General features: G+C 70.8%; 22 protein-coding genes. 13 read left to right on the top strand and 9 right to left on the bottom strand.

Annotated features, from left to right (window positions below; genetic code table 11):
* Positions 1-41: 41 nt before the first annotated feature.
* Entirely contained in the window at positions 42-668 is a 627-nt protein-coding gene (locus tag ABZX61_RS57545; protein ID WP_355209597.1) for a hypothetical protein, read from the bottom strand.
* Between the two features lie 62 nt (positions 669-730).
* Between ABZX61_RS57545 and ABZX61_RS57550 the strand changes: the two genes are divergently transcribed.
* The 7 genes from ABZX61_RS57550 (at position 731) to ABZX61_RS57580 (ending at position 7,314) form a co-directional block, all read left to right on the top strand.
* A complete protein-coding gene (locus tag ABZX61_RS57550) occupies positions 731-1,360 on the top strand; it encodes a helix-turn-helix domain-containing protein (protein ID WP_350738401.1) in 630 nt (209 codons plus the stop codon).
* Between the two features lie 79 nt (positions 1,361-1,439).
* Positions 1,440-2,609, top strand: coding sequence for a homogentisate 1,2-dioxygenase domain-containing protein (locus ABZX61_RS57555; RefSeq protein ID WP_350738398.1), 1,170 nt, complete (start codon positions 1,440-1,442; stop codon positions 2,607-2,609).
* Positions 2,591-3,364 (top strand): hypothetical protein, encoded by a 774-nt coding sequence (locus ABZX61_RS57560; RefSeq protein ID WP_355209600.1) that lies wholly within the window; start codon positions 2,591-2,593, stop codon positions 3,362-3,364. The genes ABZX61_RS57555 and ABZX61_RS57560 overlap by 19 nt, the downstream gene beginning before the upstream one ends.
* A gap of 14 nt (positions 3,365-3,378) precedes the next feature.
* Positions 3,379-4,482 carry a fumarylacetoacetase gene (gene fahA, locus ABZX61_RS57565; RefSeq protein WP_355209603.1) on the top strand — a complete coding sequence of 368 codons (1,104 nt, stop codon included), beginning with the start codon at positions 3,379-3,381 and terminating at the stop codon, positions 4,480-4,482.
* Between the two features lie 75 nt (positions 4,483-4,557).
* Complete coding sequence (locus tag ABZX61_RS57570; RefSeq protein WP_355209606.1) at positions 4,558-5,730, top strand: Ig-like domain-containing protein; 1,173 nt, start codon at positions 4,558-4,560, stop codon at positions 5,728-5,730.
* 72 nt (positions 5,731-5,802) lie between these two features.
* Positions 5,803-6,234, top strand: a complete 432-nt coding sequence (locus tag ABZX61_RS57575) for an NfeD family protein (protein ID WP_350738386.1) — start codon at positions 5,803-5,805, stop codon at positions 6,232-6,234.
* Between the two features lie 3 nt (positions 6,235-6,237).
* Positions 6,238-7,314, top strand: coding sequence for an SPFH domain-containing protein (locus ABZX61_RS57580; RefSeq protein WP_355209609.1), 1,077 nt, complete (start codon positions 6,238-6,240; stop codon positions 7,312-7,314).
* 120 nt (positions 7,315-7,434) lie between these two features.
* On the opposite strand, the gene ABZX61_RS57585 is transcribed toward ABZX61_RS57580, so the two are convergent.
* Positions 7,435-7,965: a hypothetical protein gene (locus ABZX61_RS57585; protein ID WP_355209612.1), complete on the bottom strand. Its 531-nt coding sequence runs from the start codon at positions 7,963-7,965 to the stop codon at positions 7,435-7,437.
* Between the two features lie 37 nt (positions 7,966-8,002).
* Positions 8,003-8,596 carry a TetR/AcrR family transcriptional regulator gene (locus ABZX61_RS57590; protein ID WP_355209614.1) on the bottom strand — a complete coding sequence of 198 codons (594 nt, stop codon included), beginning with the start codon at positions 8,594-8,596 and terminating at the stop codon, positions 8,003-8,005.
* Between the two features lie 71 nt (positions 8,597-8,667).
* Between ABZX61_RS57590 and ABZX61_RS57595 the strand changes: the two genes are divergently transcribed.
* Genes ABZX61_RS57595 through ABZX61_RS57605 form a run of 3 tightly spaced genes read left to right on the top strand, consistent with a single transcriptional unit; the run spans position 8,668 to position 11,946 of the window.
* A complete protein-coding gene (locus tag ABZX61_RS57595; protein ID WP_350738376.1) occupies positions 8,668-9,396 on the top strand; it encodes an SDR family oxidoreductase in 729 nt (242 codons plus the stop codon).
* 9 nt (positions 9,397-9,405) lie between these two features.
* Complete coding sequence (locus ABZX61_RS57600; protein WP_355209618.1) at positions 9,406-10,173, top strand: alpha/beta hydrolase; 768 nt, start codon at positions 9,406-9,408, stop codon at positions 10,171-10,173.
* 24 nt (positions 10,174-10,197) lie between these two features.
* A complete protein-coding gene (locus ABZX61_RS57605; protein WP_355209621.1) occupies positions 10,198-11,946 on the top strand; it encodes a 5'-nucleotidase C-terminal domain-containing protein in 1,749 nt (582 codons plus the stop codon).
* A 22-nt stretch (positions 11,947-11,968) separates the two neighbouring features.
* Here the strand turns inward: ABZX61_RS57605 and ABZX61_RS57610 are convergent, their stop codons facing one another.
* The 4 genes from ABZX61_RS57610 to ABZX61_RS57625 all read right to left on the bottom strand — a co-directional run bounded on the left by ABZX61_RS57610 (position 11,969) and on the right by ABZX61_RS57625 (position 15,844).
* Positions 11,969-12,706, bottom strand: coding sequence for a cytochrome d ubiquinol oxidase subunit II (locus tag ABZX61_RS57610; RefSeq protein ID WP_355209624.1), 738 nt, complete (start codon positions 12,704-12,706; stop codon positions 11,969-11,971).
* Between the two features lie 9 nt (positions 12,707-12,715).
* Positions 12,716-13,954, bottom strand: coding sequence for a cytochrome ubiquinol oxidase subunit I (locus tag ABZX61_RS57615; protein ID WP_355209627.1), 1,239 nt, complete (start codon positions 13,952-13,954; stop codon positions 12,716-12,718).
* A 97-nt stretch (positions 13,955-14,051) separates the two neighbouring features.
* Entirely contained in the window at positions 14,052-14,720 is a 669-nt protein-coding gene (locus tag ABZX61_RS57620) for a response regulator transcription factor (RefSeq protein WP_355209630.1), read from the bottom strand.
* Positions 14,717-15,844, bottom strand: coding sequence for a sensor histidine kinase (locus ABZX61_RS57625; protein WP_355209634.1), 1,128 nt, complete (start codon positions 15,842-15,844; stop codon positions 14,717-14,719). The genes ABZX61_RS57620 and ABZX61_RS57625 overlap by 4 nt, the downstream gene beginning before the upstream one ends.
* A gap of 51 nt (positions 15,845-15,895) precedes the next feature.
* On the opposite strand from ABZX61_RS57625, the gene ABZX61_RS57630 reads away from it, so the two are divergent.
* Positions 15,896-16,117, top strand: a complete 222-nt coding sequence (locus tag ABZX61_RS57630) for a hypothetical protein (RefSeq protein WP_350738358.1) — start codon at positions 15,896-15,898, stop codon at positions 16,115-16,117.
* On the opposite strand, the gene ABZX61_RS57635 is transcribed toward ABZX61_RS57630, so the two are convergent.
* Positions 16,086-17,012 (bottom strand): acyl-CoA desaturase, encoded by a 927-nt coding sequence (locus tag ABZX61_RS57635; RefSeq protein WP_350738355.1) that lies wholly within the window; start codon positions 17,010-17,012, stop codon positions 16,086-16,088. The genes ABZX61_RS57630 and ABZX61_RS57635 overlap by 32 nt on opposite strands.
* A 189-nt stretch (positions 17,013-17,201) precedes the next feature.
* On the opposite strand from ABZX61_RS57635, the gene ABZX61_RS57640 reads away from it, so the two are divergent.
* Together ABZX61_RS57640 and ABZX61_RS57645 are read left to right on the top strand one after the other, a co-directional pair.
* Complete coding sequence (locus tag ABZX61_RS57640) at positions 17,202-18,086, top strand: phosphotransferase (protein WP_355209636.1); 885 nt, start codon at positions 17,202-17,204, stop codon at positions 18,084-18,086.
* Positions 18,087-18,155: 69 nt separating this feature from the next.
* A complete protein-coding gene (locus ABZX61_RS57645; protein WP_355209639.1) occupies positions 18,156-19,472 on the top strand; it encodes an FAD-dependent monooxygenase in 1,317 nt (438 codons plus the stop codon).
* Here the strand turns inward: ABZX61_RS57645 and ABZX61_RS57650 are convergent.
* Positions 19,394-22,330 (bottom strand): BTAD domain-containing putative transcriptional regulator, encoded by a 2,937-nt coding sequence (locus ABZX61_RS57650; RefSeq protein WP_355209642.1) that lies wholly within the window; start codon positions 22,328-22,330, stop codon positions 19,394-19,396. The genes ABZX61_RS57645 and ABZX61_RS57650 overlap by 79 nt on opposite strands.
* Between the last annotated feature and the right edge of the window lie 47 nt (positions 22,331-22,377).

A 22,377-nucleotide genomic window follows, 5' to 3' on the forward strand; every position in this document is an offset into this window, starting at 1 on the left:
CGGTGAGGCGAGCCCTACCACGCGTGCGCCGGAGGGCAGGCTCAGGCGATGATCAGCCGTACCACGACGCCCGCGCAGTTTCCCGCCACGCAGATCCGCACCGGCACCTCGGAGATGCCCGCGGCCGCGGGCACGCCGCTCACGTGGCCGTCGGGCCCGATGATCACGTCGCGGGGCAGCGTGGCGCGGTCGGTCACGGTGAACGTCGGCAGCACGCCGGACGGGCCGCCGTTGATGCCGATCTCCCCGTTCAGCGGGGTGCCGGCCCGGCCGGGGAAGGTCAGCTCGCGCGGCTCCCATGGCACGTTGCCGAGCACGACGAAGGTGAGCCGCTGGTCCTGGCACGACTGTCCCTCGCACATCCGGACGGCGGCGAGGTACGTGCCGGAGCGCTGCGGCTTGCCGTACAGCCGGCCGCTCTGGTCGACCCTGATCCCGACCGCGAGGTAGCCGGGGCGGAACGTGACGCCCTTCGCGGCGGGCAGGAGCTGCTGGTGCACCTCGATGCCCTCGGTGACGTAGAAGGTGTCCTCGACCAGGCTCCCGTGCACGGGGTCGAGGGGGAGTTGCCGGGACATCGGCGTCATGGTGAGCGTGGGCACGGCGGCGGACAACGCGCACACGGCGAAGCCCGCGAGCAGGAACACCCACCACTGCCGCATAGCCACCCCCCCGACCTCTCCCGGTAAGTACCCTCACCAGCGCGAACAGTCACTGGATAATCGATCGCATGGCCGCTGAATCCGCTCAGACCCTGGAACGCGGGCTTCGCCTGCTGAGACTGCTCGCCGACGGGAGGGGCGGCCGGACGCCGACCGAGCTGAGCGCCGAGCTGTCGCTGAGCCGTCCCGTGGTGTACCGGCTGCTGACGACGCTGATGAACGAGGGGTTCGTGCGGCGGGACGCCGAGGGGCGGGTGCACCTCGGGTTCGGGGTGCTGGTGCTGGCGCAGGCCGTGCAGCCGCTGCTGCGGGCCGCGGCGGTGCCGACGCTGCGGCGGCTGGCCGAGGCCGTGGGCGCGACCGCGCACCTGACCGTGGCCGAGGGCGACGACGGGCTGGCCGTGGCGGTGGTGGAGCCGTCCTGGACCGACATGCACGTGGCCTACCGCGAGGGCTCGCGCCATCCGCTGACGAAAGGCGCGGCGGGGCAGGCGATCCTGGCGCTGCGCGAGGGGCGTGACGATTACTTCGCGACGGAGGGGCAGTTGCAGGAAGGTGCGCGGGGCGTCGCCGCGCCTGTCACCGGGCTGCCCTGGTTGGAGGCGTCGGTGGGGGTGGTGACGTTCGGGCCGCTCGAGGAGTCCACGGGCCCTCGGGTGGCCGCCGCCGCCGCCGAGCTGGCCGCCGCGCTGGGTTGACATCTCCAGGCCGATGGCGGACGGTTGTTACATATAAAGGACATATCCGTCCGATAAACGGACATCATGGAGGCAGCGGATGCCGTACTACCGCGTCGTTGGGGAGGTGCCGCGCAAGCGGCACGTGCAGTTCAGACGGCCGGACGGTGGTCTCTACGCCGAGGAGCTGATGGGTGAGGAAGGCTTCTCGTCCGACTCCTCGCTGCTCTACCACCGCTACCTGCCGACCGCGATCGTCAAGGCGGAGGCGGTCACGCCGACGGTGGAGACCCGGCTGGAGCCCAACCTGCCGCTCTCGCCACGCCATTTCCGCACGCAGGAGCTGTCCAGCGCGGGCGACCTGGTCACGGGACGCATGCTGCTGGCGGGCAACGGCGACGTCCGATTGTCGTACGCCGTCAGCGACCGGCCGAGCGAGCTCTACCGCGACTCGATGGGTGACGAGTGCGTCTACGTGCAGGGCGGCCGGGTCCGCTTCGAGTCCACGTACGGCGTGATCGAGGCCGGTGAGGGCGACTACATCGTCATCCCGACCGGAACGATCCACCGCTGGGTGCCGGACGGCCAGGTCAGCGTGCTGGCCATCGAGGCGGCCGGGCACATCAGGCCGCCCAAGCGCTACCTGTCGCAGTACGGGCAGTTCCTGGAGCACGCCCCCTACTGCGAGCGCGACCTGCGCAGCCCCGCCGAGCCGTTCACGGTCGAGGGGGAGGAGGTGCCGGTGCTGGTGCGCACGCGGGGCGGGCTGAGCCGGCTGGTCTACCGCAACCACCCGTTCGACGTGGTGGGCTGGGACGGCTACCTCTACCCGTACGCGTTCAACATCAATGACTTCGAGCCGATCGTGAAGAAGACGCACGCGCCGCCGCCCGTCCACCAGACGTTCGAGGGGCCGGGGTTCGTGGTGTGCTCCTTCTGCCCGAGGCCGCTCGACTTCCACCCGGAGTCCGTGCCGATCCCGTACAACCACCACAATGTGGACTCCGACGAGTTCATGTTCTACGTGGGCGGCGACTACTCCGCGCGCAAGGGCTCGGGCATCGACATCGGCTCGATCTCGCTGCATCCTGCCGGGTTCACGCACGGGCCGCAGCCCGGTGCGGTCGAGGCGGTGATCGACGCGGTCTCCCGAGGCATCACGACGACGAGCGAGAAGGCCGTCATGGTGGACACGTTCCGCCCGCTCGACCTCGGGCAGGGCGCGCTGTCCTGCGAGGACACCGGCTACGCGTGGACCTGGTCACGATGAGCGTCTACACCGAACTCGTGGACGACGCGGGCCTGTTCCCGCCGACGTCCCTGCACATGGACGAGGCGCTGGCCCGCAACCGGCGCGACCAGGAGCGCGGCAGCTCCGTGCTCACGCACCGGTTCCTGTGCCCGGCCAGCCGGCTGCACCGGCTGCGCGACATGGAGTACCTGCCGCGGCGGATCGGGCTGATCCTCGATCAGGAGGAGGTGCCCCCCTTCGACGACCTGCCCGTGGACTTCGTCGAGGCCGTGCTACCGCCGGGCTCGACGATCGAGGCGCTGGCCGGCCGGCTCCGGCTGCCGGCGGGCGTGCGGCTCTTCGTGGAGGTGGCGGCGGGGAAGGTGAGCGTCGAGGTGCCCGACGGGGTCGGGCTGAAGGTGCGCTGCGGCGGGCTGACGGCCGACACGTTCCCGTCGGCGGAGCATCTCGCGGCGTTCATCGGGTTCTGCGTCGAGCACGACATCCCGTTCAAGGCCACGGCCGGGCTGCACCACGCCGTACGCCACTTCGACCCCGCGCTGGGCGTCGACCGGCACGGCTTCCTGAACCTGGTGCTCGCGGTCTGCGAGGCCGTGGACGGGCGCGACCCGGTGCCCGTGCTGCGGGCCACCGACGTCGGGCATCTCGTACGGCTCGCGCAGTCCGTACCGAGTGAGACCGCGAAACGGGCGCGGCGGCTGCTGGTGAGCTACGGCTCGTGCAGCACCAGCATCCCCGTCGAGGATCTGCGCACCCTGGGACTGATCGCGTGACGGAGGGAAATTTCGTGAGCTGGGGAGTGGACAACCTGCCCTACGGCGTGTTCTCGCGTCCGGGCCAGGCGCCCCGCGTGGGCGTCCGGTACGGCGACAAGGTGCTCGATCTGGCGCCCGCCCTGCACGACGAGGTCTTCGACGCGCCCTCGCTCAACCCGTTCATGGCCCGCGGGCGGACGGCCTGGCACGACACCAGGACGCTGATCCGCAACAAGCTCACCGGCGACCTCGCCGTGACCGAGCGGCACCTGGTGCCACTGGAGCAGGTGCGGCTGCACATGCCGTTCGAGGTGGCCGACTACGTCGACTTCTACTGCTCGATCGACCACGCGAGCAACATCGGCCAGATCTTCCGGCCCGGCACCGAGCCGCTGCAGCCCAACTGGCGGCACCTGCCCGTCGGTTACCACGGCAGGGCCGGGACGGTCGTGGTGTCGGGCACGCCGGTCAGGCGCCCGCACGGGCAGCTCGGACGCGGGGCGTTCGGGCCGTGCGCGAAGCTGGACATCGAGGCGGAGCTGGGGTTCGTGGTGGGTGTGCCCACCGAGCTCGGCTCGCCCGCCGGGGCCTTCGAGGACCACGTGTTCGGGGTGACGCTGGTCAACGACTGGAGCGCGCGTGACATCCAGTCGTGGGAGTACGTGCCGCTCGGGCCGTTCCTGGCCAAGTCGTTCGCCACGTCGATCTCGCCGTGGATCACGCCGCTGGAGGCGCTGCCCCGCGTCCCCGGCCGTGCCCAGGACCCGGAGCCGGCCGACTACCTGCGCAGGCGGGCGGACTGGGGGCTGGACATCTCCCTTGAGGTCCTGCTCAACGGGGAGGTCGTGTCGCGGCCCCCGTACGCGAGCATGTACTGGACGCCCGACCAGATGCTCGCGCACATGACGGTGAACGGGGCCTCCCTGCGGACCGGAGACCTGTTCGCCAGCGGCACAATCTCGGGGCCCTCGCGCGGCGAGCGCGGCTCGTTCATCGAGCTGACCTGGAACGGGACCGACCCGCTCAAGCTCGCGAACGGCGAGACGCGCTCGTTCCTGGAGGACGGGGACACGGTGACGATCCGGGCCACCGCCGGCGCCGTGACATTGGGGGAGGTCTCCGGAAATATCGTATAGGTGACTCAACGTGCTTGACCGCTGACTCGCCGCTACCCTGATGTCACCCCCCTTCCCTCGGACAGCAGGAGTGACATGCGGCGGGCCGTGCTGACTTGTGTCGCCTTCCTCCTCCTGGTCTGCGGCTGCTCCTCGGCGCCGGCCAGGGCCCCGTCCGCGCCCCCGGTCGTGCGGGTCTCGCCCGCGTTCGACTCCACGCGGGCCCGCACCGACCGCGGCCTGGTGGTCAGGGCCCGCGGCGGCACGCTCAGCCGGGTGCTGGTCTCGGAGGGCGGGGAGCAGGTGCCCGGCCGGCTCGACGGCTCCCACACGATGTGGCGCTCCGCCTGGACGCTCAAGCCCGCGGCCGAATACTCGGTGGCGGTCACGGCGACCGGCGCCGGCGGTCCGGCCACGGTCGCCGTCGGCCGCTTCCACACCCGGGCCGCGGTCAGGTCGTTCCAGGTGGCCGCGACGGCGCCGCTGCCGGGCGAGACGGTCGGCGCCGGCATGCCGGTCGTCATCGACTTCGACACTCCGGTGGAGGACAAGGCGGCCGTCGAGCGGGCGCTGGAGGTCCAGGCGGAGACGCCGGTCGAGGGTGCGTGGCGGTGGATCAGCGACACCCAGGTGGTCTACCGCACCCGCCGGTTCTGGCCGCCCCACCAGCAGGTCACGGTCACCGCGCATCTGGCCGGCGTACGCGCGGGCAGCGGCCTCTACGGCACCACCGACTCCACCTTCGCCTTCACCGTCGGGCGCAGGCAGACCAGCACGATCGACACCAGGACCCACCAGATGGTCGTCCGCCGCGACGGGGCGATCGCGCAGCGGATGGCCATCAGTGCGGGCATGGCCACCACCCCCGAATACACCACGACCAGCGGCATCCACCTGACCATGGACAAGGGCAACCCGGTCCGCATGGTCTCCCCGGGGCGAGTCAAGGGCGACCCCGGCTTCTACGACATGCTGATCGACCACGCCGTGCGCATCTCCAACAGCGGCGAATACGTGCACGCGAAGGACAACGTGTGGGCGCAGGGCCGGGCCAACGTCAGCCACGGCTGCATCAACGCCAGGCCCGACCAGGCGGCCTGGTTCTACGACACCTCCCTGCGCGGCGACCCGGTCACGATCGTCGGCACCGACCGGGAGCTCGGCTGGGACAACGGATGGGGTTTCTGGCAGCTCCCGTGGGAGAAGTGGCGCGAGGGAAGCGCCCTGGTCGAAGCCGGTCCCGCGGGCGCACGGGTGCCACCGGGATGATTCCGGGATTACGGTAGAGAGGGGGGAACCGATCGCGAACTCAGGCCCGTTGTCCCATCAGGAGGGCCGGACATGGATGAATGGATCATCTGGGTAATCCTCGCGGTAGTCCTCGGCGTGGCCGAAATATTCACCCTCACGGCCTCGCTCGGGCTTTTGGGTGCGGCGGCTCTGCTCACCGCCGTCACCGCCGCCATCGGGCTGCCCGTCCCCCTGCAGTTGCTCTGCTTCGCCCTGTCGTCCGCCGCCGGTCTGATGGTGCTCAGACCGATCGCGATGCGCCACATCAAGCAGCCTCCGCTGCAGCGGTTCGGCGTGGAAGCACTCGTCGGCAAGCCCGCCTACGTGGTCTCGGAGGTGACGGGCCGCGACGGTCGTGTGCGCATCGGGGGCGAGGAGTGGTCGGCGCGCGCCTACGACGAGACGCTGGTGATCCCCACGGGGGCGACCGTCGACATCATCGAGATCGAAGGGGCGACAGCCCTCGTATATCCCCGGGAGTGACTCATGGATCCGCTGTTGCTGGTCGGACTGCTCGTCATACTCTTCGCGGTGTTCACCGTGCTCAAGGCGGTGCGGATCGTCCCGCAGGCGCGGGCCCGCAACGTCGAGCGCCTCGGCCGCTACCACCGCACGCTCAAGCCGGGTCTCAACTTCGTCATCCCTTACGTCGACCGCGTCTACCCCATGATCGACCTGCGCGAACAGGTCGTCTCCTTCCGGCCGCAGCCCGTCATCACCGAGGACAACCTGGTCGTCGAGATCGACACCGTCCTCTACTTCCAGGTCACCGACCCGCGGGCGGCGGCGTACGAGATCGCCAACTACATCCAGGCCGTCGAGCAGCTCACCGTCACCACGCTGCGTAACGTCGTCGGCTCCATGGACCTGGAGAAGACCCTCACCTCGCGCGACACCATCAACAGCCAGCTCCGTGGCGTGCTCGACGAGGCCACCGGCAAGTGGGGCATCCGCGTCAACCGCGTCGAGATCAAGGCCATCGACCCGCCCAAGACCATCAAGGACGCGATGGAGAAGCAGATGCGGGCCGAACGCGACAAGCGCGCCGCGATCCTCAACGCCGAGGGCCAGCGGCAGTCGCAGATCCTCACGGCGGAGGGCGACAAGCAGAGCCGCATCCTGCGCGCCGAGGGCCAGCGCACCGCCGCCATCCTGGAGGCCGAGGGCCAGTCGCGCGCCATCGACCAGGTCTTCCAGGCCGTGCACCGCAACGACCCCGACCCGAAGCTGCTGGCCTACCAGTACCTCCAGGTGCTGCCGCAGCTCGCGCAGGGCGACGGCAACACGTTCTGGATGATCCCGAGCGAGGTCACCTCGGCGCTGCAGGGGGTCTCCCGGGCGTTCACGGAGGCCCTGCCCCGGTCGGCGGCTACGCGGGAGGAGGCGCCGGAGACGTCGGAGTTCGACGAGGAGGTGGCCAAGGCCTCGGAGGCTGCGGCGGAGGCGGTGGCGGACGCCCAGGACGCCGAGAGCCCCGACGGCCCGCGCCAGCTCACCCAGGGCGTCGAGGAGCCGTCCCCGTTCCCCGACCTGGACCGCAAGCACACCGAGGCCGAGCGCTGACACCCCGGACGGGCGCCCGCCGCGAGCCGGTGGGCGCCCCCGGTTGAGGGTCGAGGAGTGAGGCTTCGCGCTCGAGGGTGAGGTGAAGTGGTCGAGGAGTGAGGTCTGAGTCAGACGGGTTCAGGCGATGACTTCGAACAGGTGGCGAAGCCCGTCTTCCCGATGCGCGGCCCGCGCCCGGCAGTTGAGTCTCACGAGCGCGTCCGCCAGAGCGACATCCGGGTTTTCCGGCGGGATGTCATCCCCCATCCGCGTGCGCAGCCACTCGGAGATCTCGGCCCACGAGTAGAGGCGGATGTTGTCGGCCTCGATGAGGGGAGCCGGGAAACCGCCCGGACCCCGCTGCCCCGCGGCAAGCTGGCGCAGGCTGGCCTGCGTGCGCCCGCCGTGCCGACGGGCGGCGTCTCCCAGCGTCACACCGTCGTCCTCCCCGATGGCGATGGGCCAGAGACCGGGAACCGTTTTGATCTGGGCGATCACGGAGGCGATCGCATCCAGCATGTTGTCCGCCTCGCGGTCGCACATCATGTGGACGCTGCCGTCCGTGCCTCCGGAGACCGTGCAGTCATCCAGGCCGGCCTCGAACAGAGCATCCAGTTCTTCGCCGGTAGGTGCCCGATTCAGGGTGACGTGGAAATTCCAAGTAATCATGACCCCTCAACCTAGCAACGACCCCTACGTTCTGTAGTCACTCGAGTGCAATGGGCCAGGCGGACATGGCGAGGGTGGCGATGTGGCGGAGGTCGGCGTGGGTGGCGCCGTCGCGGGACTGGGTGGACATGCCCTGGATGATGGCCGCGTAGAAGGTCGCCAGTCCCGCCGTGTCCGTGCCGGCGGGAAGGCGACCGGCCGCCAGGTCGTCGTCGATGCGTGCCTTGAGCGCCGCCTTGCTGCCTTCCCTGAAGCCCCGTAGCAGCTCCTCGACCTCGGCGGACTCCGGCCCGCAGTTCACCGCCGCCGTGATGATCAGGCACCCCGTCGGATGCGAGCGGCTCGAATACTCGTCGGCGGCCTCGCGCAGCACGCGCTCGATGGCCTGGCGGCCGGTCGGTTCCTCGGCGAGGGCCCGGGTCGTGAAGGCGCCGTACGTCTCCTGGTAGCGCCGCACCGCCTCCTCGAACAGCCGTCGCTTGTCGCCGAAGGCCGCGTACAGGCTGGGTGGGCGGATCCCCATGGCGGCGGTCAGCTCGGCGATCGAGGTCGCCTCGTAGCCGTGCCGCCAGAACGCGAGCAGCGCGGTCTCCAGCGCTGCCTCCCTGTCGAACGCCCGTTGTCTGGCCATACCCACATTCTATAGCGATCGCTATGTTATGGTTTCTGTATCGATCGCTAAAGAAAGGTGGGGTGCCGGGGATGAAGACCGCGCTCGTGACGGGAGCCAGCAGGGGCATTGGCCGCGCCATCGCGCTGCGCCTGGCCAGGGACGGCTTCCGCGTGGCCGTCAACTACGCCAGGGACGAGGCGGCGGCCGAGGAGGTCGTCGGCCTGATCGAGAAGGACGGCGGCAGCGCGTTCGCCGTGAAGGCCGATCTGGGCGAGGGGAGCCGGGCGCTGGCGGAGCGGCTGAAGGACGAGACGGACGTCCTCGACGTGCTGGTCAACAACGCCGGAATCGGGATGTCCCGGCCCATCGGCGAGGAGACCCCCGAGGCGTACGACCGGTTGTTCGACGTCAACGTCAAGGGGCTGTTCTTCCTCACCCAGCAGCTGCTGCCGCTGATCCCCGACGGCGGGCGGATCGTCAACATCACCTCGGGGGTGGCCCGCATCGCCTTCCCGGAGGGGATCGCGTACGCGATGACGAAGGGCGCGGTGCAGGTGTTCACGCTGGCCCTGGCCAAGGAGCTGGGCCCGCGCGGCATCACGGTCAACAACGTCGCCCCCGGCATCATCGACACCGACACCAACGCGGGCTGGTTGCGCGGCGACCCGCAGGCGCAGGCGTACGCGGCGAGCAGGCACGCCCTCAACCGGATCGGCCACGTGGACGAGATCGCGAACGCGGTGGCCTTCGTCGCCTCGCCGGAGGCGAGCTTCATCACCGGCAGCACCATCGACGCCACCGGCGGCGGAAACCTCTAGGAGCCTCGCATGCCCACGGTCACCCACAGCTCAGGCCCCGTCCACTACCTGCGGGCGGGCAGCGGGCCCGGCCTCGTCATGGTGCACGGCACCGGCGGCGACGCCGTCAGCAACTACGCCCACCTCGTGCCGGAGTTCACCGGCCTGCGCACGGTCATCACCCCTGACTACGCGGGCAGCGGCCAGACCGCCGACCCGGGCGGCGACCTCACGCTCGACCTGCTCGCCGGGCAGGTCGCGGCCACGTTCGAGGGCCCGTCCGACCTCGTCGGCTTCTCGCTGGGCGCGGCCGTGGCCGTGGCGGTCGCCGCCGAGCACCCGGAGCTGGTCAGGCGGCTGGTGCTGATCGCCGGCTGGACGCACGCGGAGGACTCCCGGCTGGAGCTGGGCCTGCGCACGTGGGCCAGACTGGCGGAGACGGACCCGGAGAGCTTCGCCGCGTTCGGGCCGCTGGTGGCGTTCGGCCCGGAGTACGTCAGCGCGGTCGGCGCGCAGGCCCTCACCGCCGGAGAGCCGCCGCACGGCGTCCGCCGCCAGATCGAGCTGGACCTGCGCCTCGACATCAGGGACCTGCTGCCGAAGATCACCGCGCCCACGCTGGTCGTCGGCAACACCCGGGACTACCTGATCCCGGTCGAGCACGCCCGCGCGCTGCACGCCGCCCTGCCCGGCAGCGAGTACGCCGAGCTGGACAGCGGCCACGTCGTCCTGCACGAGAAACCGGCCGAAGTGACGACCCTTGTCCGAGAGTTCATCACCCGCGTATCCGCCGATTGACCGTCCTGGTTACGCTCCAGCCTCATGCAGACCAAGAATCTCGCCCTCACCGGGGCCGCCGCGTTGTGCGCGCTGGTCCTGGTGGCACCCCCCGCGCAAGCCGGCGCCGCCTCGGTCACCGTCACCGTCATGGGCACGTCCGACCTCCACAGCAACGTCCTCAACTGGGACTACTTCAAGGACGCCGCGTACGCCGACAGCGCGGGCAACAGCGTCGGCCTGGCCAAGGTCTCCTCGCTGGTCAACCGGATCAGGGCCGAGCGCGGGGCGGACCGCACGCTGCTGTTCGACTCGGGTGACACCATCCAGGGCACCCCGCTGGCGTACTACTACGCCAAGGTCGAGCCGATCACCCGGACCGGCCAGATCCACCCGATGGCCAAGGCCATGAACGCCATCGGGTACGACGCCGTGACGCTGGGCAACCACGAGTTCAACTACGGTCTGCCGCTGCTGGCCACCTGGATCAAGCAGATGCGGGCACCGGTGCTCGGCGCGAACGCGGTCTACGACCGGACGGGGCTGCCCGCGTACAAGCCGTTCGTGATCAAGACCATGAAGGTCAACGGCGACAAGCCGGTCAAGGTCGGCGTGCTCGGGCTGACCAACCCCGGTGTGGCCATCTGGGACAAGGCGAACGTCGAGGGCAAGCTCCGCTTCACCGACCTGGTCGAGTCGGCGAAGAAGTGGGTGCCGGTCATCCGCGGGCTGGGGGCGGACGTGGTCGTGGTGACCGCGCACGCGGGCGACAGCGGCCTGTCGTCCTACGGCGGCGACCTGCCGGTCGAGAACGCCTCCGCGATGGTGGCCGAGCAGGTGCCGGGCATCGACGCGGTGCTGTTCGGGCACGCCCACAACGACGTGCCGCAGCGGTTCGTCACGAACAAGGTCACCGGTCAGCAGGTGCTGCTGACCGAGCCGGGCAGGTGGGGCCAGCGCCTGTCGAGGCTGGACTTCCAGCTCACCAAGCAGCACGGCAGGTGGGTGGTCACCGGCAAGTCCGCCGCCACGATCAACACCAACACGGTCCAGGAGGACCCGAAGATCGTCCAGCTGCTCAAGCCGCAGCACGACACGACCGTGGGCTACGTGAACAAGGTCGTGGCCAAGTCGGCGCAGGCGCTGTCGGCCGCGGAGTCGCCGTACAAGGACACGCCGATCCTGGACTACATCCAGCAGGTGCAGGTGGAGACGGTCAAGCAGGCGCTGCCGGACAACACGCTGCCGGTGCTGTCGATCGCGGCGCCGTTCAGCCGCAGCGCCGTCTTCCCCGCCGGGGACATCCGCGTCAGGGACGTGGCCGGCCTGTACGTCTACGACAACACGCTGCTGGCGGTGAAGCTGACCGGCGCGCAGATCAAGGACTACCTGGAGTACTCCGCCAAGTACTTCAACCAGCTCGCTCCCGGCGACCCGGTGGACGTGACCAAGCTGACGAACGCCGGCAACACCCCCGACTACAACTATGACCAGCTCTCCGGGGTGTCGTACGACATCGACATCTCCAAGCCGGTGGGCCAGCGGATCGCCAACCTGTCCTACGACGGCGCGCCGGTCCCGGCCGGCAAGGAGTTCGTGGTCGCGATCAACAACTACCGGCAGTCGGGCGGCGGCGGCTTCCCGCACGTCACCGGCGCGCCGGTGCTCTACAACGCGCAGGTGGAGATCCGGCAGGCGCTGATCGAGTACGCCACCGCGAAGGGCACCATCGACCCGAGCGGGTTCGCCATCCAGAACTGGAAGCTGACCAGGGACGGGGTTCCCGTCTTCTGACCCGCCGTTCACAGATAGGCCGTCACAGATAGGACGGCCCCGTGACCCGATGCCTGAACGTCCACCACACCCAGCCCTGGGCGGCCACCAGCAGCGGGATCAGGGTCAGGATCACCGGCACCAGCACGGGGCCGGAGGTGCCGGGCTCCAGCGGCAGCCGGAGCCCGGCCAAAATCCCCACCGCCGTCAGCGCGGCGGCCGTCACCAGGTAGGTGCGGGCCTCGCCGGCACCGCCCGACAGCACGGCCGCCCGCTCCCGCAGCGTCCCGCGCAGCCGCAGGGCCGCGAACGCCAGCCCGTGCGTGGCGAACAGCACGGCCACCACCAGCACGGCCACCACCAGGGCGGGCGGCAGGCCGACCAGCACGTGGCTCAGCAGCGTCCCCCAGCCCAGCGCCAGCCCCCAGCTCCCGGCCACGATCGCGCCGTCCCAGAACGTCTGCCACCGCGGCCCCGGCATCCGCCCCCGCAACCACAGCCCCATGTCACGCACGACCCACGACAGGACCAGCGTCACGACGACCGTGTAGTTGCCGCTCAGCAGCTCGCCCTCCAGCTCGGGGAACAGCCCGGCCAGCACCCCCGCCGTGGCGACCAGCCACACCTCGTTACCCAGGAAGAACGGCGCGATGGCGGCGATCACCTCGCGGCGCTCTGCCGCCGTCCGGCCCAGGTACGGCAGCACCATGCCGACCCCGATGTCGGCCCCGGCCAGCACGAGGTAGCCGAGCGCGAAGAAGGCCAAGACGAAGATCTCCATGACGGCTCCTCAGAAGCTCAGTGCGGGAGTGGCGGGGGCGCCCAGCGACTCCGCGCCGGGCCCGCGGCGGGCGTGCCTGGCCAGCAGCCAGTAGTTGATCGCGATCAGCACCGCGAACACCGTGGCGAAGGCGATGATCGAGAAGCGCATCTGGGCCGCGGTCACCGGTGACATCGCGTCGGCCGTCCTCAGCAGCCCGAACACGGCCCACGGCTGGCGCCCCAGCTCCCGGAAGATCCAGCCGGCCAGCATGGTCACGAACGGGACCGGGATCATCAGGGTCAGCAGCCAGTGCCACGGCCTGAACCCGCGTACGACGGGCCGGATGAGCATCAGCACGCAGCTCAGCGCCGCGACCGCGGTCATCACCAGCCAGAGCGTCATCATCGTGATGCCCGCCGCCTGCACGGGACCGGCGGGCGGCAGGTAGTCGCCGGGACCGTACGCCGCCACCATCTGGGCCTGCGCCTCGGCCAGCCGGTCCGGATCGCCCGTCCACGCCGCCGATTTGGTCGGCTGCAGGGTCTGGAACGAGATCCCGCCGAAGGTCACGGTGAAGAACAGCGCGGGCAGCGCCACCCCGATCCCGATGCGCAGCGACTTGCGGAAGAAGTCCTGCTCGGCGGTGCGCTTACGCAGGTGGTACGCGCTCACCCCGGCCATGAAGAACCCGCCGGTGATCATCGCCCCGCCCATCACGTGCCCGAACGCGATCAGCGCGGCCGGATTGCCCACCATGGCCCCGAGGTCCGCCAGTCGCAGCACGCCGCCGTCCAGCACGTGGCCGACCGGGTGCTGCAGGAAGCCGTTCGCGACCATGATCCAGAACGCCGACGCGTACGCGGTCAGCGTCACGACCCAGATCACCGCCAGGTGGGCCCACCGGTTCAGCTTGTCCCAGCCGAAGATCCACAGGCCCAGGAACGTGGACTCGACGAAGAACGCCACCAGCGTCTCGATGGCCAGCGCCGACCCGAAGACGTTGCCCGCGTACTCCGTGAGCCCGCTCCACGACAGCCCGAGCTGGAACTCCATGACCAGCCCCGTGACGATGCCCATCGCGTAGTTGATGATGTAGAGCTGGCCCCAGAACCGCGTCATCCGCAGATGCACGGGATCGCCGCTGAAGGTGGCCCGGGTCTGGATGACGGCGACCAGCGTCGCCAGGCCGAGCGTCAGCGCCACGAACAGGAAGTGCGCGCCCGCCGTGAGCGCGAACTGCAGGCGGGCCAGGTCCACGGTGTCCATGCCCCAGAGCGTCCCGGTACGGCTTCGCCCGCCGCGTCATGCCAGGGCGGCAACCCGGCGTACATCCCGGGTCGCACGAGGGCTCCCGGGCTACGACTCAGGGAGTAGCCCAGCCCGGGATGATCACACCGGCCTCGTACGCGATGATCACGAGCTGGGCCCGGTCGCGGACCGACAGCTTGGTCATGATGCGGCTGACGTGCGTCTTCGCCGTGGCGGGGCTGAGCACGAGCCGGGCCGCGATCTCGTCGTTCGACAGGCCGCACGCGACCAGCGCCATGACCTCGCGCTCGCGTTCGGTGAGCGCGTTCAGCTCGGGGCCGGGCTCGGGGCGCTTGACCCGGCCGGCGAACTCGGCGATCAGCCGCCGCGTGATCGACGGCGCGATCAACGCGTCGCCCCTGGCCACGACCCTGACGGCGTGGATCAGCTCGGCCGGCTCGGTGTCCTTGACCAGGAAGCCGCTCGCGCCGGCGCGCAGCGCGCCGTACACGTAGTCGTCCAGGTCGAACGTGGTCAGGATGATCACCTTGACGTTCTCGAGCCGGGGGTCGCCGGAGATCTGCCGGGTGGCCTCCAGGCCGTCGAGCTCCGGCATGCGGATGTCCATGAGCACCACGTCGGGGCGGTGCTCGCGGGCTCCGGCTACGGCCGCCGCGCCGTTGGCGGCCTCGGCGACGACCTCGAAGTCGTCCTCGTCGCTGAGTATGGACCGGAACCCGGCCCGTACCAGGGTCTGGTCGTCGGCGAGCAGTACGCGGATCATCGAGCCCCATTCCCGAGCGGCAGCCGGGCGACGACGCTGAAACCGCCCTCGGGACGCGGGCCCGCCTCCAGGGTGCCGCCGAGCGCGGTGGCGCGCTCGCGCATGCCCTGCAGGCCGAAGCCGCTGCCCCCGTCGTACGTGGCGCCCGGCCCGTCATCCTCCACACGGATCATGATATTTCCGGACGTGTTGTTGATGGTGAGGGTGGCCTGCTTCGCACCGGAATGGCGGGAGACGTTGGTCAGCGCCTCCCTCACGATGCGGGCGGCGGCCAGGTCCACCTCGGTCGGCACGGCGTCGAGCGGCCCCGACAGATCCGTGCGCACCTCCAGCCCCGACGCCGCGACCAGCGCGTCCACCCGGGACAGGCTGTCGGCGGGGGCGGTCGGCGCGTCCTCGTCCACCTGACGCAGCACGCCCAGCGTGGTCCGCAGCTCGCGCAGCGTCTCCTTGCTGGTGTCCTTGATCGTCCGCAATGCCGTCTCGGCGTCTTCCGGCCGCTTCCTGAGCCCGTGCAGCGCCGCCGCGGCCTGCACGTTGATCATGGAGACGTTGTGCCCGAGCACGTCGTGCAGCTCGCGCGCGATCCGCAGCCGCTCCTCGCTCGCCCGCCGCCTGGCCTCCTCCTCCTTGCTGTGCTCGGCTTCGAGCGCGCGCTGCTCGACCGCCTGCAGGTAGAGGCGGCGGCTGCGGGTGACGCTGCCGAACGCGACCGCCGCCACCTCCCAGCCGGCGATCATGAGGAACAGGCTGTTCTCGACGTGCCTGACGCCGCTGGTCTCGCCGAGCCCCATGCCCAGCAGCGACGCCGCCCCGATGGCGATGGCCGCGGTGAGGTGGCCCTTCTCGGCCGCCGTGTAGAGGTTGACGAACGGCAGGATGACGACGGGCCCGTCGAGCCCCGCGTACCGGTAGTAGGCGGCGACGCAGACCATCACCAGGAGCAGCGCCCCGACGGGATAGCGCTCCCGCAGCAGCAGGCCGCAGCAGGCGATGATCGGCAGCACCACGTCGAGGACGTTGGTCTGCGTCTGGCCCCTGGTCGCGTAGGCGATGGCCATGCCGACCAGCAGGCCCGCGATCACCACGAGTGACACGATCATGCTGGTCGACGGCTTGCGCATGCTCCCATTCTGGGGGGTAATCGCCGGGGCGCATCTGGGTAGAGCACGTAAATGAGCACAAAGGACGACCTGCGGCAGGTCGAAGAGGACCTGGCCCGGCTGAGGGCCGAGAACCAGGACCTCCGCAACCAGAGTCGCGACATGGGCGCGACCGACCAGGTGGAGATCTCGGCGTTGATCAGCCAGGCGGACGAGCAGGAGGAGCTGATCGCTCAGCTCGAGGGCCGCCGCGACTCGCTGCTCAGGCGCCTTGAGTCGGAAGGGGGCGCCTGAGCGCGGCGCCGACCTCGTGCAGGTGGCGTAGTGCCTGCCCGTACGACTCGATCAGGCCGGTCTGGAGGTAGTCGACGCCGATCTCCGCGCAGTACCGCTCGACGATCGGCTGCGCCCTGCGCAGGTTGGGGGCCGGCATGTTGGGGAAGAGATGATGCTCGATCTGGTAGTTGAGCTGGCCGAGCGCCACGTCCGCGAACAGGCCGCCCCGTACGTTCCGCGAGGTCAGCACCTGCTTGCGGAGGAAGTCCAGCTTGTCCTCCGCGGTCAGGATCGGCATGCCCTTGTGGTTGGGCGCGAACGTGCACCCCAGGTAGATCCCGAACACTCCCTGGTGCACGATCAGGAACAGCAGTGCCTTGCCGACCGGCAGGATGGTGAAGACCAGGCCGAAGTAGAGCACGAAGTGCGTGAGGAGCATCGTCAGCTCCGACCCGCGCCGCTTGGCCTCGGGCTGGAACAGGGCCTTGACGCTGGCGATGTGAAGGTGCCAGGCCTCGAGCGTCAGCAGCGGGAAGAACCAGTAAGCCTGATATTTCGCGACAAATCGCGGTAGGCCGATGCTCCTGGCGACCTGCTCCTCCGACCAGACGATCACGGCGGGGGAGACGTCGGGGTCGTGGTCCTCGTGGTTGGGGTTGGCGTGGTGGCGGTTGTGCTTGGTGGTCCACCAGCCCCAGCCGAGCCCGATGGCGAGGTTGCCGATGATCAGGCCCGCGACGTCACTGGGCCGCCGCGTCCTGAAGACCTGCCGGTGCCCGAGATCGTGGGCCAGGAACCCGAGCTGCGCGAAGACGACCGCCAGCGCGACGGCCACGAGAAGCTGCAGCCACGAGTCGCCGAGCCAGACGAACAGCGCCCAGCCGCCGAGGTAGACGGCGGCCATGATGGTCATCCGGATCGCGTAATAAAAGGGACGCCGGTCAAGAAGACCGGCGTCCGTGATCTGACGGGCTAGTCGGGCGAAGTCGCTGCCTCTGGTGTCGAGCCTGCCGGGACTGGCCACGGGTCTCCTTACAAGTGCGAGGTAGGTGACCCTAACCTTTGCGCATCAGGGACGGATCCGGAAGATAGGCTTTCCGGAGTGATCTATGCCGATATCCCGCTTACCCCTGAAATCCGTGCGGCCATGGCGCTGACCTGGGACGTCACGGGGAACGGCGAACGATTGCACGGTGGCGAGGAATCCGCCGCGTACCTGCTTGACGGCCATGTTATCCGCGTCGGACCGGTGGGGCGCACAGCCGCCGAGTGCGAGTGGTGTCACGCGATCGCCCGCCACGCCGCCGGCACGCTCCCCGAGGCCGTCGCACCCGTGCCGGCCCCCGACGGGGCGACGGTCGTCATGGTGGCGGGCCGCCCGATCTCCTGCTGGCCGTACGTCGAGGGCGAGTGGCCGGACTCCGACGTGCCCGCCCAGCGCGCGGCGGGCGCCCGCCTGCTGGCCAGGCTGCACGAGTCGCTGGCCACGTTCCGCCCGCCGCCGCGTCCGGTGCCCGCCTTCCAGGAGTCCGGCCTGTACGGCGACCCGCCCCAGGACGCCCTCGAACTGGACGACCCGGCCCTCGACCGCTGGCTGGCGGAGTTCCACACCCGCCACCCGCTGCGCCACCCCCTCCACGGCGACTACTACACCGGCAACACCCTCGCCAGGGACGGCGGGATCGTGGCGGTGCTCGACTGGGACGAGACCTTCGTCGGCGCCCCGGAGGTGGAGCTGGCCGCCGCCGCGCTCGAATGGGGGGACGACGAGCTGGGGCCGAGCCGGGCGTTCGTGGAGGCGTACCACGAGGCCGGGGGCACCGCCGGAGAGCTGGACGAGGAGGCGCTGGCCCAGCTCATCAGGCACAAGCTCCGCAGGGAGTACGCCTACTTCCGTAAAGCGGTGGGCGCGGGGGTGCGACACGATGAGGACGACCTCGAATACCACCGCGACCGCGTGGCGCTGTTCCACAAATTGCGTCCGTGAACGGGCCCGGAAAAGGGCATGGCAGCGGCTGACAGAGATCTGACAGTGCCCCCAGGCATCGTCCTCGGCATGACACACGTGCTGATCGTCGGCTCCGGGCCGACCGGACTGACCCTGGCCATCGAGCTGGCCCGCAGAGGCGTCGACCTCCGCATCGTCGAGAAGTCGCCGCAGCCGCCCGCGGGCGTGCGCGGCAAGGGCCTGCAGCCGCGCACGCTGGAGGTCTTCGACGACCTCGGTGTGGTCGACGCTATCCTCGCCACCGGCCGCGAGTACCCGAGCCTGCGCAGCTACCAGGGCGACCAGGTGGTCTGGGAGGGCCGGATGGACGAGATCCGCGAGCCGTCCGCCGACGTGCCGTACCCCAACCTGATCATGCAGCCGCAGTGGCGGACCGAGCAGATCCTGCGCGACCGGCTGGCCGAGCTGGGGCACGAGGTCGAGTTCGGGGCCGAGGTGACCGGCTTCGAGCAGGACGAGAACGGCGTGACCGTCACCCTGGGCAGCGGCGAGCAGGCCCGCTGCGCGTACCTGGTGGGCGCGGACGGCGGTCGCAGCGTCGTACGCAAGCAGCTGGGCGTCGGCTTCGTCGGCGACACGTTCGAGAGCGAGCGCATGCTGCTGGCCGACGTCAGGACCGGTGACCTGGACCGCGAGCACTGGCACGTGTGGGGCTCGCCGGCCGAGCAGAAGGTCCACTTCACGGTCTGCCCGCTGCCGAACACCGACGTCTTCCAGCTCGTCGCCCCGTACGCCGGTGACGACGACCTGATCGCGCTCGTCGCCGAGCACGCGCCGCACGTGCGGATCGAGGAGATCCTGTGGCGGTCCGAGTACCGCGTCAACATCCGCATGGCCGACCGGTTCCGGGTCGGCCGGGTGTTCCTGGCCGGTGACGCGGCCCACGTGCACACGCCGGCGGGCGGCCAGGGGCTCAACACCGGCGTCCAGGACGCCTACAACCTGGGCTGGAAGCTGGCCGTCGGCACCGAGGCGCTGCTGGACACGTACGAGGACGAGCGGATGGCGGTGGCCGCGCACGTGCTGGGCCTCAGCACCCGCCTGTACCGGGAGCAGGACCACAAGCGTGGCGACGACACCAACCAGCTCGGCCTGGCCTACCTCGGCAGCCCGCTGTCCGTGGGCGAGCGCGGCGGCGAACGGCTCGGCGCGCTCTTCGCCGAGCAGCGCGGCACCGGCTTCCTGCTGCTGGCCGACACGGAGACGGCGTACCCGTTCACGGTGCTCCCGCCGCTCGACGGCCAGGAGGGCGTCATCCTCGTCCGCCCCGACGGCTACATCGGCTATCACGGGGACGAGAGCGGCCTCAGCGCGTACCTCTCCGGGTTCGGGATCGACGCGCCCCTCGCCGACGCCTCGCGGTAGCCGTGCTCGCCCAGCGCGGCCCGGCACTTGGCGGCCAGCTCGTTGACGTGGGGATCGGCGGACTCGCCGATCCCTCTCAGCGCCCGCGCGGCGCCGAGCAACTCGGCGGCCGCCTCCGGCTCCAGGTGCTCGGCCACCCCTTCCAGCACGGTCGCCCGCGCGGTCCTGTCGGAGCACGTGGCCATCAGCTCCAGGGCCCGGCGCAGCGGCGCGCGAGGCTCGCGGACCCGGGCGAGCTCGACGTTCATGTACGCCCTGAGCTGGGCTGACACTTCGACGTCGAGCGCCAGTGCCGTCTCCAGCAGCCGGGCGGCCTCCTCCGGGTGGCCGGTGCGCCTGGCCAGCTCGGCCCTGGCGTGCATGACCCTGGCCACGATCGCCTGGTCGTCGGACCGCACGGCCGACTCCCACGCCTGTTCGAGCGCGCGGGCCGCTCCGGCATGATCGCCCGCCCGCCCTTTGAGCTGGCCGACCCGGATCAGGAACGTCATCGGCCCGAGCGGCGTGTCGAGCCCGGACAGCTCGGTGGCCAGCCGCTCCGGCTCCTCGGCCAGGGTCACCGCCGTGGCGAAGTCCCCGTGGTTCTCCGCGACCAGCGACAACCAGAAGAGCCCGGCCCACTGCCCCCACCGGTCCCCGACGGCCCTGAACCCGTCGACCGCCGGCACCAGCAGGTCCTCGGCCCCGGCCACCGCCCCGTACTCGAACCGCACGATGCCGGTGGCCAGCAGCGCCGCCGACCTCGTCCACAGGTCGGGATGGTCGCGCAGCCGCCCCGACTGCCGCTCGGTGAGGCTCACCACGTCGGCGGGCGTCCCGACCCCGGCCAGCGCCCACGAGTTCAGGGCGGCGGGATGGTCGGACTCCAGCACCGCCTCGGTCGGCGCGAACCCCGCCAGCACCCGGCAGATCCCGTGCGCCAGCTCCCGCCCCGGCGGCGGCGTGTCGCCCACTCTTCGCAGCACCGACGCGGCCTGCTCGTTGATCTCGCGATGCCGGCCGCGGATGATCCACGACCAGAGCCGCGGCAGGATCACCCGGAGCGGGTCGTCGGAGTGGCGCAGCGCCACGTCCAGGTTGCCCTGCTCGGCGTCCAGCACGGCCAGCCACTTGAGCTGTTCGCCGGTCCGCAGGTGGGGGTCGGCGGTCTCGGCCAGCTCGGTGTAGTAGCGGGCGTGGGCCTGGCGCAGCTCGGGGAGGTCGGCGGCGGCGTACTGCCTGATGGTCTCCAGCATCGTGTAGCGGTCGCCGGAGACCGCGATGAGTGACTTGTCCACCAGCGAGGAGAGCAGGTCGAGGTCGCCGCCGCAGACCTGGGAGATCGCCTCGTACGTGGCGCCGCCCGAGAACACTGTCAGGCCCCTGAGCAGCTCGCGCTCGCGGTCGGAGAGCAGGTTCCAGCTCCAGTCGATGACCGCGCGCATGGTGCGGTGGCGCGGCTCCGCCGTACGGCCGCCGCGGAAGGCCAGCCGGTCGCCGAGCTGCCGCACCAGGACGGACAGCGGCATCGTACGCAGGCGCGCGGCGGCCAGCTCGATGGCCAGCGGGATGCCGTCCAGCTCGCGGCAGATCCGCGCTGCCTCTTCTGGTGCTACCCGCAGGTCGGGCCGGGCGGCGGCGGCCCGTTCCGCGAACAGCTCGGCCGCCTTCCCCTCGGGCAGCGGCAGCACGTGGTGCAGGGTCTCGCCGGGGATGTCGAGCGGCTCCCTGCTGGTGGCGAGGATCCGCAGGCCCGCCACCTCGGACAGCAGCGCACGGGCCGTCGTGGCGGCCTCCTCGATCACGTGCTCGCAGTTGTCCAGCACGATCAGCGGCGCGGTGCCGCGCAGGGCCCTGACCGGGTCGGTCGTCCTGAGCACGCCCTCCAGGGCGGCCCGTACGCCGGTGGCGGTGGCGAGCTCGACCAGCCACACGCCGTCCGGCACGTGCAGGCCCGCGGCCACCTCCACGGCCAGCCGCGTCTTCCCCGCGCCGCCCGGCCCGACGAGCGTGACCAGCCTGGCCCTGCCTAGCCGGCCCTTCAGCCGGGACATGTCCTCCGAGCGGCCCACGAAACTCGTGAGGCGGGCGGGCAGGTTGCTCTTCGGCTCGGCGTCCCGCAGCGCCTCCAGGTGGGCTTCCCGCAGCTCGGGCCCCGGGTCCACGCCCAGCTCCTCGGCCAGGGCCGCCTTGATCCGCTCGAAGAGCGCGAGCGCTTCGGCGCGCCGGGCCTGGGTGGTGAGGGCGCGCATGAGCAGGGCGTGGAACGGCTCCCGTAAGGGATGCGCGGCAACCAACCCCTCCAACTCCGCCACCAGCCCAGCCCTCCGTTCGGGGTGGTCGGCGGTCGCCGCGGTCGAGGCGGTCGAGGCGAGGGCCAGGTCGTCGGCGGGTGTGGCGCTCGGGGCAGCGGCGGGGTCGGTGGTGATCGTCGTGCTCAGGTCGGCGGCGATCCTCGTGGCCAGGGCGGTCAGGCGCAGCTCCTCCAGGCGGGCCGCCGGGGCCGTGGCGAAGGGCAGATCAGCCGCGTCGGCCAGCGCCGGACCTCGCCACAACGCCAGCGCCCGGTGCACGTCACCGGCCCGTACGAGCCGCTCGAACGCCCACGCGTCCACCTCACCCGGCGGCACATCCAGCACGTATCCGGCGGGATGGGACGAGATCACGCCCGGCGCCTCCCTGCGCGCCCTGGACACCAGCGACTGCAGCGCCGCCATCGGATGCGCCGGCGCCTCACCCGGCCACAGGTCGTCGATCAGCCTGTCCGTGGTCACGACGCGTCCGGGGTCGAGCGCCAGCCGCACCAACAGCGCCCGCACCCGGGCACCGCCGACCGCGCACCCCGCCACCTGAAGCGGCCCCAGAATCCCGACCCGCATCCACCCTCCCCGCCCGGACTCCAGCGTACGCACCCCACACCCTCCCG

Source organism: Nonomuraea sp. NPDC003709 (genome assembly GCF_040610775.1).
Taxonomy (GTDB): Bacteria; Actinomycetota; Actinomycetes; order Streptosporangiales; family Streptosporangiaceae; genus Nonomuraea; species Nonomuraea angiospora_A.

Bases quoted from the DNA above. Each gene is read 5' to 3' on its own strand.
- ABZX61_RS57645 (WP_355209639.1), top strand. From the start codon at position 18,156: ATGACACACGTGCTGATCGTCGGCTCCGGGCCGACCGGACTGACCCTG.
- ABZX61_RS57615 (WP_355209627.1), bottom strand. From the start codon at position 13,954: ATGGACACCGTGGACCTGGCCCGCCTGCAGTTCGCGCTCACGGCGGGC.
- ABZX61_RS57620 (WP_355209630.1), bottom strand. From the start codon at position 14,720: ATGATCCGCGTACTGCTCGCCGACGACCAGACCCTGGTACGGGCCGGG.
- ABZX61_RS57580 (WP_355209609.1), top strand. From the start codon at position 6,238: ATGGATCCGCTGTTGCTGGTCGGACTGCTCGTCATACTCTTCGCGGTG.
- ABZX61_RS57630 (WP_350738358.1), top strand. From the start codon at position 15,896: ATGAGCACAAAGGACGACCTGCGGCAGGTCGAAGAGGACCTGGCCCGG.
- ABZX61_RS57585 (WP_355209612.1), bottom strand. From the start codon at position 7,965: ATGATTACTTGGAATTTCCACGTCACCCTGAATCGGGCACCTACCGGC.
- ABZX61_RS57635 (WP_350738355.1), bottom strand. From the start codon at position 17,012: ATGACCATCATGGCCGCCGTCTACCTCGGCGGCTGGGCGCTGTTCGTC.
- ABZX61_RS57610 (WP_355209624.1), bottom strand. From the start codon at position 12,706: ATGGAGATCTTCGTCTTGGCCTTCTTCGCGCTCGGCTACCTCGTGCTG.
- ABZX61_RS57600 (WP_355209618.1), top strand. From the start codon at position 9,406: ATGCCCACGGTCACCCACAGCTCAGGCCCCGTCCACTACCTGCGGGCG.
- ABZX61_RS57555 (WP_350738398.1), top strand. From the start codon at position 1,440: ATGCCGTACTACCGCGTCGTTGGGGAGGTGCCGCGCAAGCGGCACGTG.
- ABZX61_RS57650 (WP_355209642.1), bottom strand. From the start codon at position 22,330: ATGCGGGTCGGGATTCTGGGGCCGCTTCAGGTGGCGGGGTGCGCGGTC.
- ABZX61_RS57605 (WP_355209621.1), top strand. From the start codon at position 10,198: ATGCAGACCAAGAATCTCGCCCTCACCGGGGCCGCCGCGTTGTGCGCG.
- ABZX61_RS57590 (WP_355209614.1), bottom strand. From the start codon at position 8,596: ATGGCCAGACAACGGGCGTTCGACAGGGAGGCAGCGCTGGAGACCGCG.
- ABZX61_RS57570 (WP_355209606.1), top strand. From the start codon at position 4,558: ATGCGGCGGGCCGTGCTGACTTGTGTCGCCTTCCTCCTCCTGGTCTGC.
- ABZX61_RS57625 (WP_355209634.1), bottom strand. From the start codon at position 15,844: ATGCGCAAGCCGTCGACCAGCATGATCGTGTCACTCGTGGTGATCGCG.
- ABZX61_RS57575 (WP_350738386.1), top strand. From the start codon at position 5,803: ATGGATGAATGGATCATCTGGGTAATCCTCGCGGTAGTCCTCGGCGTG.
- ABZX61_RS57595 (WP_350738376.1), top strand. From the start codon at position 8,668: ATGAAGACCGCGCTCGTGACGGGAGCCAGCAGGGGCATTGGCCGCGCC.
- ABZX61_RS57550 (WP_350738401.1), top strand. From the start codon at position 731: ATGGCCGCTGAATCCGCTCAGACCCTGGAACGCGGGCTTCGCCTGCTG.